Source organism: Pantoea sp. YR525, assembly GCF_900116775.1.
In the GTDB taxonomy this organism is placed as follows: Bacteria; Pseudomonadota; Gammaproteobacteria; order Enterobacterales; family Enterobacteriaceae; genus Pantoea; species Pantoea symbiotica.
In genome coordinates this window covers 140,817-153,188 of the sequence record NZ_FPBU01000009.1, presented here as the reverse complement: position 1 = coordinate 153,188, position 12,372 = coordinate 140,817, and the positions used below count along the sequence as shown (strand labels likewise).

Sequence of the window (12,372 nt, the reverse complement as noted above, 5' to 3'; positions counted from 1 at the left end):
TCCTTACACCTTCTCGACGTTGACCAGGAACGCCTTAAATTCTGGCGTCTGCGTGTTGGCATCACCGACAAACGGCGTCAGGGTGTTGGCAATAAAGCCTTTTTTCGCCACGCCCTGATAACCCCAGTGAATCGGAATGCCGATGGTATCGACGATTTTGCCGTCGACGTTGAGTGGACGGATGCGCTTGGTGACCACCGCTTTGGCTTTGATGTAGCCGCGATTGGAGCTCACTTTCACCGTATCGCCCTGCGCGATGCCGAGCTTGTTGGCCAGCTTCTCGCCGATTTCAATAAACTGTTCCGGCTGCGCGATGGCATTGAGCCGCGCGTGTTTGGTCCAGTAATGGAAATGCTCGGTGAGGCGATAAGTCGTGCCGACATACGGGAACTGCTCCGCCTGGCCCATCGATGCCAAATCGTCCTTGAACACGCGCGCCGCCGGGTTGGATACCACGTTCGGATGCAGCGGGTTGGTGCCGATAGGTGTTTCAAACGGCTCGTAGTGTTCCGGGAACGGACCTTCGGCCATTTTGTCGAGCGCAAACAGGCGGCCCATGCCTTCCGGCTGCATGATGAACGGCCCAACATCGCTGCCTGGCGCGGCGGCGCTGTAATCTGGCACATCCATGCCGCCCCATTTCGCGCCATCCCATTTCAGAATTTGGCGTTTTGGATCCCACGGATTGCCTTGCGGGTCAGCCGAGGCGCGGTTGTAGAGGATGCGGCGGTTCAGCGGCCACGCCCAACTCCAGTTCAGCGTGTTGCCCAAACCGGTGGGATCGGTGTTATCGCGGCGGGCCATCTGATTGCCATCCGGCGTCCAGCTGCCGGCGAAAATCCAGCAACCGCTGCTGGTGCTGCCGTCATCTTTCAGATGGGCAAAGGTGCTGAGCTGTTGGCCTTTTTTCACCAACAGCGTGCCTTTGTCATCGAACACATCGGCCAGTGCTTTACCGTTGTTCTCCATCGCCACTTCTTCCGGCGCTGGATTTTCTGGCGTAAGGTAGTTCCAGCTCATATTCAGCACTTGCTCAGGCAGCGCACCGCCTTCACTGGCGTACATTTTGCGCAGGCGTGAATAGATGCCGGAAAGAATTTCACCGTCATTCAGCGCTTCGCCCGGTGCATCCTGACCTTTCCAGTGCCACTGCAGCCAGCGGCCCGAGTTGACGATCGAACCGTTCTCTTCAGCGAAGCAGGTGGAGGGCAAACGGAACACTTCGGTCTGAATTTTTGACGGATCAACGTCGTTAAACTCGTCGTGATTCTCCCAGAAGGTAGCGGTTTCGGTGTTGAGCGGGTCGATGGTGACGAGGAACTTCAGCTTCGACAGTGAATCAATCACTTTGCGCTTGTTCGGGAACGACGCCACCGGGTTAAAGCCCTGGCACAGATAGCCGTTGACCTTACCTTGCGACATCATCTCGAAGTACTGCAGCACGTCGTAGCCTTTATCCCACTTCGGCAACCAGTCGAAACCCCAGTTGTTCTCTTTCTGGGCTTTGTCGCCGAAGAAGGCTTTCATTTGGCTGACAAAGAACTTTGGATAATTGCTCCAGTAGTTCACCTGGCCCGGCAGCAGCGCTTTTGGCGTGTTGGCGGCGAGATAACTCTGCAGATCGGTTTGTTTCTCCGACGGCAAGGTCATGTAACCCGGCAAACTCTGCGACAGCAGGCCGAGATCGGTCAGGCCCTGAATATTCGAGTGGCCGCGCAGCGCATTAATGCCGCCGCCAATCATGCCCATATTGCCCAACAGCAGCTGAATCATCGCCATGGTGCGGATGTTCTGCGCGCCAACCGAGTGCTGCGTCCAGCCGAGCGCATACAGGAACGAGGTGGTGCGATCGCGTGCGCTGGTTTCGCCCAGCAGTTCGCAGACATGCAGGAAGTCAGCTTTTGGCGTGCCGCAGATGCGCTCAACGATTTCTGGCGTGTAGCGGCTAACGTGTTGCTTAAGCAGGTTCCACACGCAGCGCGGGTGCGTCAGCGTGGTGTCGCGTTTGGCGAAGCCGTCATCGCCCAACTCGTAGTTCCAGCTGGTTTTGTCGTATTTGCGATTCGCTTCGTCGTATCCGCTGAACAAGCCATCTTCAAAATGATAATCCTCACGCACAATCAGGCTGGCGTTGGTGTACGCCTCGACATATTCGCGCTGGATTTTTTCGTTTTGCAGCAGCCACAGCAGTACGCCCGACAGGAAAGTGATATCGGTGCCCGAGCGGATCGGCGTATAGAAATCGGCTACCGATGCGGTTCGTGTGAAGCGCGGATCGATAACAATAATTTTGGCTTTGTTGTGAATTTTGGCTTCCATCGCCCAGCGGAATCCCACGGGATGCGCTTCAGCGGCGTTACCGCCCATCACAACGATCAGATTGGCATTACGGATGTCGACCCAGTGATTGGTCATCGCACCGCGACCAAATGTTGGAGCAAGACTTGCTACCGTTGGTCCGTGTCAAACGCGTGCCTGGTTGTCGACCGCTAACATGCCGAGCGATCGGGTAAATTTCTGGGTTAAGTAGCCGGTTTCGTTGCTGGATGCCGAAGCACACAACATGCCGGTGGAGAGCCAACGGTTTACCGTCACGCCAGCGGCGTTCTGCGCCACGAAGTTAGCGTCGCGGTCGGCTTTCATCAGCTTCGCGATGCGATCAAAGGCATCGTCCCAGCTAATGCGCTGCCATTTATTGGAGCCAGGCGCGCGGTATTCCGGGTATTGCAGGCGACTTTCACTGTGGATGAAGTCGAGCAGGCCTGCGCCTTTCGGGCACAATGCGCCGCGGCTCACCGGATGATCAGGATCCCCTTCGATGTGGAAAATGGTCTCTTTGGCGTTTTTCGCGCCGTCACCGAGGCTGTACATTAACAAGCCACAGCCAACTGAGCAGTAAGTGCAGGTGTTACGGGTTTCGCGCGCGCGCAGCAGTTTGTACTGCCGCGTTTCCGCCAGCGCTACCTCTGGCGCAAAGCCGAGCAGCGCTGCCGTTGTCCCTGCCATACCGCCAGCACACACCTTGAAGAATTTTCTTCGGCTGACGTTCATGGATTATCCTTTCAACATGATTGATTGTACTTTTGCGGTGCAGTGGATCGGGCGTCACAATAACCCGACGAATATTGCGGCAATAGCGACCTAATAATACCACTACTTTAGTAAGGTTGTTGTATGAGGCGAAAAAAGTGACAGAGAATGAGCAGGAAAGTCACATTAATGTGAATAAGATCTCAGGCGCGGTGCAGGCGCAGGTCCATCAGCGGCGTGATATCAGCCTTGCGGAAACTGACTGGCTGGCCGAGGAAGTGCCGGTGGCGCTGGTGTATAACGGCATTTCGCACGTTGTGATGATGGCGACACCCAATGATTTGGAAGCTTTTGCGTTAGGTTTCTCGCTCTCGGAAGGCATTATTGAGCGCCATGATGAAATCTTCGGCATTGATGTGGTGCCGGGCTGTAACGGTGTTGAAGTGCAGATTGAGCTCTCCAGCCGCCGCTTTATGGCGCTGAAAGAGCAGCGTCGTGCGATGGCCGGACGCACCGGCTGCGGCGTGTGTGGCGTCGAGCAACTCGATCAAATCGGTAAGCCGCTACAGCCGCTGCCATTCAGCCAAACCTTTGATTTAGCTAACCTTGATAGAGGCCTGGCGCAGTTGCGCGATTACCAGCCGATCGGCAATCTCACCGGCTGCACGCACGCGGCGGCGTGGATGTCACCGCAAGGCGAATTGCAGGGCGGCTATGAAGATGTGGGTCGCCATGTGGCGCTGGACAAATTGCTGGGGAATCGCAGCCAGCAGCCGTGGCAGCAGGGCGCGGTGCTGGTTTCCAGCCGCGCCAGCTATGAGATGGTGCAGAAATCCGCTATGTGCGGCGTGGAGATTCTGTTTGCGGTTTCGGCGGCAACGCAGCTCGCCGTTGAGGTGGCTGAACGCTGCAATCTCACGCTGGTCGGTTTCAGTAAACCGGGTCGCGCCACGGTTTACAGCCATCCGCAGCGCCTGCGTTAAACCACCTGCACCTGTGGCAACGCCTGTTGCAGCGCCGCCAGCGCGCCAGGTTTGGCCGCGCCGCTGTCGCAAATCAGCAGATCGACTTCCGCAATTGGTGCGTAAACGGTGCGGCTGATCACGCCGAGTTTGCTGTGGTCTGCCAGTAAAATGGTGCGATTCGCCTGCTGCACCATGGCGCGGGCAATCGCTGCTTCATGAGTATGAAAGCTGCTGGCACCGTTTTTAGCATCGATGCCGACCGGCGAAAGCAGCGCCACATCGGCGCGATAACGATAAATTTCGCCGATCGTCATCTCACCGCGCGTTTGCTGCGCGCCTGCCATCATTATGCCGCCAAGCAAAATCACCTGATTATTCAACGTCTCATGCTCTTCCGCTGCGCTCAGCGCCAGCGCGGCCTGCAAACTGTTGGTAATGATGGTTAAACCCGACATGCTGCGCAGCTGTTCGGCCAGCATGGTGGTGGTGGTGCCGGCATCAAGGAACAGCGTTTGGCCGGGCTGAAGATGCTGCGCTGCAGCAACCGCAATCGCGCGTTTCTCTTTCGCCTGCGCGTTACGGCGCACCTGTAATGGCGGCTCCGGCTGGCTATCAACGGCAACCAAACCGCCATGTACACGCCGCGCCAATCCCTGCGCTTCCAGTTCAATAATGTCGCGCCGCGCGGTTTCGCGCGAAATGCCAAGCTCGTTGATGATACGTTCGGTGCTGAGCTGATGTTGCGTGGTCAGCAGCGCGCGAATGCGGTGTAAGCGGGTTTCCTGCAGCATGACTTTTCCCTGTGGCGTGTTCAACCTGGGCCTAAGCTTACCTGAGTGTCATTACGCCGTCATGTGTATTTTGTTGTATTTGTGTATTTGGTTGCATTTGTCGCCAAAGCAGGCATGATATTGGCAAACGGCGATTTCGCATGCACCCCTTTCACCTTCGCAACGGGAGTTACCATGGCTACACGTTCTACCATCATGGATACCAACAGTTTTCGTGCTGAGCACGCCGACGGGCTGGATGCGGCAACCCGCAAGCTCACCGACAAGCGCAGCAAAGTGTTGGGCGAGTCGTATCGCCTGTTTTACCGCAAGCCGGTGCACTTAGTGCGCGGCGAAGGGCAGTATTTGTGGGATGCCGCCGGTGATAAATATCTTGATGTGTACAACAACGTGGCGAGCATTGGTCACTGCCATCCGGCGGTGATTGAGGCGGTCAATCAGCAGATGAAGATGCTGAACACCCACACGCGCTATCTGCACGAACGCATTCTCGATTACACCGAAGAGCTGCTGGCGACCACGCCAGATGCCATCGATCGCGCCATGTATATGTGTACCGGTTCGGAAGCCAACGATTTGGCGATCCGCGTGGCGCGTGCTTTTAGCGGCGGCACCGGCATTATTGTGTCGCAGGAGGCGTATCACGGCACCAGCGATCTCACGTCGGGCGTGTCACCCGCGCTCGGCAGCGGACAGCCGTTGGCGGCAACCACGCGTTTGGTTTCACCGCCGGATGCTTATCGCGTGAATGCGCCGGATCTCGGCGAGTGGTTTGCCAATGAAATCCAGAGGCAGATCGACGATATGAAAGCGCACGGCATTAAGTTTGCCGGCTTTCTCGCTGACTCCATCTTCTCTTCCGATGGCGTATTACCGAACCCACGCGGCTTCCTGCAAAAAGCGGTCGATGTGGTGCATGCCAATGGCGGGATTTTCATCGCCGATGAAGTGCAGCCGGGCTTTGGTCGTACCGGCGATGCGTTCTGGGGCTTTGCGCGTCACGGCGTGGTGCCCGATGTCATCACCACCGGCAAACCAATGGGCAACGGCATTCCGGTTTCAGGTTTGCTGGCGAAAAGCGATGTGCTGGCCGCGTTCAGCGATGAGATTCCTTACTTCAACACCTTTGGCGGTAATCCGGTGGCGATGGCCGCAGCGCAAGCGGTGTTGACGGTGATTAAGGAGGAGGGCTTGCAGGAGCACAGCCGCGTGGTGGGCGCCAAACTGTTAGGTGAGTTGCAGAAACTGATGGATCGCCATGAATCGATCGGCGACGTGCGCGGTGCAGGGCTGTTTATTGGTTTCGAACTGGTGCAGGACCGCGCCAGCAAAGCGCCGGATAAAGCGCTGGCGCTGGATTTGATCGAAAAACTGCGCGAACACCGCGTGCTGACGTCAGTGGCGGGCCCTTACGGTAACGTGCTGAAACTGCGTCCGCCGTTGGCGTTCCAGGAAGCAGATATCGACTGGCTGGTGGGCGCGCTGGATAAGTCGCTGAGTGAGTTGGGGCGGTAAAGCGGTCGCTGTGGATAGGGTGCGGTAATGAATAAGGTCGCCATGAATGGCGACCCTACGGGGTATTACGCTGCGGTTTCCTCGGCGAAAATGCTCTCCATCTTCTGCCATGCCTGCGCCACATCGTCATCCAGATTAAACAATCCTGACGTACCGACAATAAACACATCGACGCCGGAAGCGGCGATTTGTTTAAAGGTGCGCGCGTTGCACGAACCATCAATTTCAGTCAGATAGTGATAACCGTGCTCTTCGCGCATGGCGATCAGCTGGCGAATCTTATTCAGCGTTTCCGGAATAAACGTCTGCCCGGCGAAACCCGGATCCACCGACATCACCGTCACTTTATCCAGCAGATGCGCATATTCACGAATACTTTCTGCCGGTGTGGCCGGGTTTAACACCACGCCGCAGCGACGGCCCGCATCTTTAATCTGCTTCAGCAGGCGAAAGATTTTATTATTGGCGGTTTCCGGGTGGAAGCTAATAATATCTGCGCCTGCCTCAATGCACATCGGAATAATGTCTTCCGGATGATTCACCATTAAATGCACGTCAATCGGCACATCGGTAATTTTACGCAGGTTCTCAATAAAGAATGGCGACAGCGTAATATTCTTCACGTAGCTGCCATCCATAATATCGACATGATAAAAGGCGGCGGTGCTATTCATCGCTTCGACCTGCTCGCGAAAACGCGTGAGATCCATGCACATTAAGGAGGGGGAAAATTTGGCTTGCATAACTTATTTCCTCATTACAAAAACAGCGCCCGCAGGCGCTGTTGATGACATCAATGGAAGAACGAAATAATGTGGCCGAGCACGATACCGACAATGCCGAAGTCGGCATCGCCGAAGGTGGTAGAAGCAAAGCCGAGGTCGCCCATCAGCGGCAGCAGAATCGCTGGCAGGAAGGAGATCAGCAGGCCTTGCACAAAGGCGCCAATCACTGCGCCACGACGTCCGCCGGTGATATTGCCGTAGACGCCAGCAGTCGCACCGCAGAAGAAGTGCGGCACCAGACCCGGAACGATGACGCTTAGGCCAAACAGCGGGCACAGGAACATGCTGATCAACCCGGCGGAGAAACTCGACAGGAAGCCGATGATCACCGCGTTCGGTGCGAACGGGAACACGGTTGGGCAATCCAGCGCCGGTTTGGCGTTGGGTACCAGCTTATCGGCGATGCCTTTAAAGGCCGGCACGATCTCCGCAATCACCATACGCACACCGGCGAGGATGATGTAGACGCCAGCAGCAAAGGTAATCGACTGAATAATGGCGAACACAATGTAGTTCTGGCCGCCACTGATGCTTTCGGTGAACTCTTTACCCGCAACCAGAACCAACGCGATAAACAGAATCATCATGGTCAGCGAAATCGCTACCGATGAGTCGCGCAGGAAGTTGAGGGTTTTCGGCACCTTCAGCTCTTCAATCGACGGGCTGCCTTTACCGACCACTTTACCGACTAACGCAGAGAGCAGATAACCGGTTGAGCCAAAGTGGCCGAGTGCCAGATCGTCCGAGTTGGTGATTTTGCGGGTGAACGGCTGCAGAATCGCCGGGCACACCACCATCATGGTGCCGAGAATCAGCGAACCAATCAGCACCAGCCAGAAACCGTGTATGCCGCCTACCGACAGAATCACCGCCAGCATCGCCGACATATACAGCGTGTGGTGACCGGTCAGGAAGATGTATTTCAGCGGTGTAATACGCGCCAGCAAGATGTTCACCAGCATACCGAACACCATGATCATGGCGGTTTCGGTGCCGTAACTCTTCTGCGCCAGCGCGGCCATTGCATCGGTATTTGGCACCACGCCCTGAATATTAAACGAGTGCTCAAACAGCTGGCTGAAGATGGTCAATGTGGCCGCAATTAAATTGGCCCCGGCGATGAGAATAACAAAACCCATGATGGTTTTAAGCGTGCCGGAAATAACATCAGAAACCGGTTTCTTTTGCAGTAATAAACCAAACAGGGAAAAAAGGCCGACAAGTATTGCGGGTGTTCCAAGAACATCCTTTATAATAAATTGCAGCATAACCTACTCCGTATTAAGTAGCGTGTACTTGCCTTACAAGGTTATTAAATGTTTTCAGCGATAATTTCTTTTATTTTTGCATTATCCAGCAGGTTAGTCAGGCCAACGACTTTCGCGCTGTGTCCGGCTAATTGATCGGCAATATCTTTCGCGGCAATAATTAAATCAGCCTGTTCAGATTTCGCTGAGGTTAAATCGGTATGGCCCACTTCGGCTTCTTTACCCAATTCCGCCACAATCTTCTTCACGTTCATTTCAACAATGAAGCTGCTGCCTAAACCATTTCCACACACAATCAGCACTTTTTTCATAATAGGGTTCTCTGGTTATTTATTTTCAATGACAGCTTCAATCGCTGACAGGGTAGAAGCCGACAGCAACTGCTGCAGGCGGGATTCGTCGCTGAACACGTCGGCTAATGCGGTGATCATCTGAATATGATCGTCGCCAGACACCGCACACAGCATGATGACCACATAAACCGGATCGTTCTCATCGGCCTGAAAGCTCACGCCATTCTTCACATGCAGCAGCGACAGGCCGTTTTTGCGCGCGCCTTGTTCCGGGCGGGCATGTGGCATCGCCAGACCCGGTGCCAGCACGTAATACGGGCCGAGCTCGGCATGCGAGGTGAAGATGGCATCGAGATAAGCCGGGCTGATGGCACCGGCTGCCAGCAGCGGTTCGGCGGATAAACGCACCGCTTCCTGCCAGTCGCTAACCTGCTCTACGACACGAATATGTTGCGGTGTTAGCCATTGAGTGAGCATCAGTAATTCCTGTTTATTCGTCGATGGGGTGCAATGTAGGTTATTTTCTCAGCGGTTTTCTGTGATGATTGTCGCAAAAGTTAGCGCTAACACCGTTATTGTTAAAAAACGTGTTATCGCTAACATTTCCTTGCTGCGCGTTTGTCTTCGTTGCAAGCACCTGACATGCTCAGCATTCTGAAAAGATCGCGGGGTGAGGGATGCCCGAAACTGTGGTTTTTCACATGGCGCGTTAACAGATTTGGTTTTAAGCTGCGTCCTGGCAAAAAAGTAGCGAGTAATGCAGGAGATCGCATGACAGAAAAAAAGCGGCGCGGTACCGGCAAAAGTACTTTAGCCGATGTTGCCCGTTTGGTAGGTGTAAGCACCATGACAGCATCGCGTGCGTTGCGCATGCCGGAAAAAGTGTCGCCTGAAATTCGCGCTAAAATCGATGCGGCGGTGATTGAACTCTCCTATGTACCGAACGTGCAGGCGAGTAATCTCGCCTCGGCGACATCACGCCTGATCACCATGGTGGTGCCGTCGTTTGCCACGCCGGGCAGTGCGATTGTGTCGGAAGCGCTGCAGGAAGTGCTGCGGCCGCAGGGCTACAACATGATGCTGGCGGAAGCCAATCATTCAGCTGCGGAAGAGAGCGAACTGATTGAAATGCTGCTCTCTTATAATCCGGCGGCGATGGTGCATTTCAATTTCGATAACGCCGCCGAAGCGCATCGTCTGCTGAGCAATTCCGGGCTGCCGGTGATGGATATTGGCGGTGTGCATCAGGACTCGGCGGGGATCAGCATTGGTGTCGATTACGCCAAAGCGATTCGCCAACTGGTGCAAAGTCTGGTCGATCGCGGTTATCGCAATCTCGGTTTGTTGTGCACGCAGAGTAATAACACCATCTTCCGCCAGCTGCTGAATGGCTGGCACAGCGGCATGCTGGCGATGAATCAGGCGCCGCATCGCGTGGTGACATCGCCGAAAATGCCTACTTTTGCCGCCGGGCACAGCTTGCTGGCAGAAATTCGCCTTACCTGGCCAGAGCTGGATGTGCTGATTTGCACCAGCGATGAAGTGGCCTGCGGTGCCATCATGGCGTGCCATGCGGCGGGGATTGCGATTCCCAGCCAGTTGGCGATTGCCAGCATTGGCGGCGGCCCGTTAGCGGCGGTATGCTCGCCGCCGCTGACCAGCATTGTTTTGCCGTATGAAGAGATGGGGCGCACGGCAGGTAAACGTCTGCTGGCGGCGCTCAAAGGCGATGAACCGCCAGCCATCAATGAACTGCCGGTGCAGCTTAAACTGCGCGCCAGCAGCCACAAGGTGTAGCCGTGCGTGCGCACCTTTTCCCAGATTCATCAAATCCTTATCAATTCTAAGGCATTGATAACCCTTTTACGGATCATGTTTTTAACTATAATGATCCGACTGCTTACGCGGCACGCCCAATGAGGTGGTGCTGCAAAACACTAAAATGGAGAGGAAGAACATGAGTTATTCACTGCCATCCCTGCCGTATGCGTACGACGCACTGGAACCGCACTTCGACAAGCAGACGATGGAAATCCATCACTCTAAACACCACCAGGCCTACGTTAACAACGCTAACGCTGCGCTGGAAGGTACCGAATTCGCTAACCTGCCGGTAGAAGAACTGATCGCTAAACTGGATCAGCTCCCAGCAGACAAAAAAGGTCCACTGCGTAATAACGCAGGCGGCCACGCTAACCACAGCTTCTTCTGGAAAGGTCTGAAACTGGGTACCTCGCTGCAGGGCGACCTGAAAGCCGCCATCGAAAAAGATTTCGGTAGCGTTGAAGCTTTCCAGGCTGAGTTTGAGAAAGCTGCTACTACTCGCTTCGGTTCAGGCTGGGCGTGGCTGGTGAAAAAAGGCGACAAACTGGCTGTGGTTTCAACCGCAAACCAGGACAGCCCACTGATGGGTGAAGCGGTCGCTGGCGTTTCAGGCACTCCGATCATCGGTCTGGACGTTTGGGAACATGCTTACTACCTGAAGTATCAGAACAAACGTCCTGATTACATCAAAGCATTCTGGAACGTTGTGAACTGGGACGAAGCTGCAGCGCTTTTCGCTGCTGCTAAGTAAGTTCAGGCTAAAGCTGCAACACGAAACCGGTGATGATTTCACCGGTTTTTTTTCGTCTTTTTAAACCTTTTCTAAACGACCTGAATATTCACGCGTACGATTATTGCGCTGCGAAAGCTTATTAACCTGCCGTTGATAATTTGGGGCATATAGTAGCGACAATTTGTCTCGCTAAGCCTAAATAATCATGTCTACTATCACAACTTCTGTGACGAATAATGATTCGTCAGCGCCGCTGTTTTTGCCATTAATAAGCGGAAAGTTCAGGCCGAATAAATTATGGAATAGCGGAAGTTTTCGCGCGAAATTTGCCTTAAGGTCGCTAGTCTTTCCTGTGACGACCTTTAATTATCTGCACCAGTTAGCGAAATTGTCTGCGCTGCCGCAGCTGTTGACCATGCAGGGTTTGCTGCCGGCAAAGCCACATCGTCCTTATCTGCGTGCGGGATTCAGCGTGGCGCAACGTGCGCAGGCGATCATCGATCACTACACGTTGATGGAGCAGTTAGATAATGCGGCACTGCGCCAGCTGTTGCAGAGTCCGGGCGATAATTTGCTGGCCACGTTGAGCGGCAAAAATGACGAGGCATTTGTGATTCACTGCTGTCCGGGGCGCTTTGACCGCGAAGGTGAAATTACCCTGGAACTGCGTTATGAATCACAATTAATTGCTTCGCTCTCTTTCTCTATTATTCGCGAACAGAACAAGCGCACCTTATTAATTGGTGGATTGCAGGGGCCGCGTAAACATATTTCCAACGACGTGATTCGCGATGCCACGAAAGCGGCACACGGCATATTCCCGAAACGTTTGCTGATGGAAGCGGTATTTAATCTGGCGCAACAGTGTGGCGTTGAGGCGATCACTGCCGTTGGCGATACCACGCACGTGTTCCGTAGCCTGCGCTATCGTCACAGTAAAGGCGACAAGTTCTTTGCCAGCTACAGCGAGTTTTGGTTGTCGTTGGGTGGCGTGGCGCGTGCTGATGAGCTGTTTGCGTTGCCGTTACGCGCGGAGCGTAAAGATCTGGAAGAGATTGCCAGCAAGAAGCGCGCCGAGTATCGCCGTCGCTATGCCTTGCTGGACAGTCTGAATGAACAAGTTCATCAGGCGGCTGGCATCCTACGCGACGTCTCACACGCCGCGTAA

Annotated in this window: 11 protein-coding genes; 5 read left to right on the top strand and 6 right to left on the bottom strand. The window is 54.6% G+C overall.

All coding sequences use genetic code 11. The features are described 5' to 3' along the window. Positions 1–3 precede the first annotated feature (3 nt). Positions 4–3,051 (bottom strand): formate dehydrogenase-N subunit alpha, encoded by a 3,048-nt coding sequence (gene fdnG, locus BM323_RS18835; protein WP_082208780.1) that lies wholly within the window; start codon positions 3,049–3,051, stop codon positions 4–6. 179 nt (positions 3,052–3,230) lie between these two features. Here fdnG and fdhD point away from each other — a divergent pair, with 179 nt between their 5' ends. Beyond that, the gene (gene fdhD / locus BM323_RS18825; RefSeq protein WP_371515175.1) at positions 3,231–4,013 is read left to right on the top strand and encodes a formate dehydrogenase accessory sulfurtransferase FdhD; all 783 of its coding nucleotides are present in this window, start codon (positions 3,231–3,233) and stop codon (positions 4,011–4,013) included. Here the strand turns inward: fdhD and BM323_RS18820 are convergent. Then, complete coding sequence (locus tag BM323_RS18820; protein ID WP_008104683.1) at positions 4,010–4,786, bottom strand: DeoR/GlpR family DNA-binding transcription regulator; 777 nt, start codon at positions 4,784–4,786, stop codon at positions 4,010–4,012. The genes fdhD and BM323_RS18820 overlap by 4 nt on opposite strands. A 174-nt stretch (positions 4,787–4,960) precedes the next feature. Here BM323_RS18820 and BM323_RS18815 point away from each other — a divergent pair, with 174 nt between their 5' ends. Beyond that, a complete protein-coding gene (locus BM323_RS18815; RefSeq protein WP_008104682.1) occupies positions 4,961–6,301 on the top strand; it encodes an aspartate aminotransferase family protein in 1,341 nt (446 codons plus the stop codon). 65 nt (positions 6,302–6,366) lie between these two features. Here BM323_RS18815 and alsE read toward each other — a convergent pair whose 3' ends face one another. The 4 genes from alsE to BM323_RS18795 are packed head-to-tail and all read right to left on the bottom strand — an operon-like array spanning position 6,367 to position 9,124. Then, positions 6,367–7,044 (bottom strand): D-allulose 6-phosphate 3-epimerase, encoded by a 678-nt coding sequence (gene alsE / locus BM323_RS18810; protein ID WP_008104678.1) that lies wholly within the window; start codon positions 7,042–7,044, stop codon positions 6,367–6,369. 50 nt (positions 7,045–7,094) lie between these two features. Then, positions 7,095–8,354, bottom strand: coding sequence for a PTS ascorbate transporter subunit IIC (locus BM323_RS18805; RefSeq protein WP_008104676.1), 1,260 nt, complete (start codon positions 8,352–8,354; stop codon positions 7,095–7,097). A gap of 44 nt (positions 8,355–8,398) precedes the next feature. Next, positions 8,399–8,665 (bottom strand): PTS sugar transporter subunit IIB, encoded by a 267-nt coding sequence (locus tag BM323_RS18800; protein ID WP_008104674.1) that lies wholly within the window; start codon positions 8,663–8,665, stop codon positions 8,399–8,401. Between the two features lie 15 nt (positions 8,666–8,680). Beyond that, entirely contained in the window at positions 8,681–9,124 is a 444-nt protein-coding gene (locus tag BM323_RS18795; RefSeq protein WP_008104669.1) for a PTS sugar transporter subunit IIA, read from the bottom strand. Positions 9,125–9,418: 294 nt separating this feature from the next. Between BM323_RS18795 and BM323_RS18790 the strand changes: the two genes are divergently transcribed. The 3 genes from BM323_RS18790 to BM323_RS18780 all read left to right on the top strand — a co-directional run bounded on the left by BM323_RS18790 (position 9,419) and on the right by BM323_RS18780 (position 12,372). Beyond that, entirely contained in the window at positions 9,419–10,444 is a 1,026-nt protein-coding gene (locus BM323_RS18790) for a LacI family DNA-binding transcriptional regulator (protein ID WP_008104666.1), read from the top strand. A 160-nt stretch (positions 10,445–10,604) separates the two neighbouring features. Beyond that, positions 10,605–11,222, top strand: a complete 618-nt coding sequence (gene sodA / locus BM323_RS18785; protein ID WP_008104664.1) for a superoxide dismutase [Mn] — start codon at positions 10,605–10,607, stop codon at positions 11,220–11,222. A 187-nt stretch (positions 11,223–11,409) separates the two neighbouring features. Then, complete coding sequence (locus tag BM323_RS18780) at positions 11,410–12,372, top strand: VirK/YbjX family protein (protein WP_008104663.1); 963 nt, start codon at positions 11,410–11,412, stop codon at positions 12,370–12,372.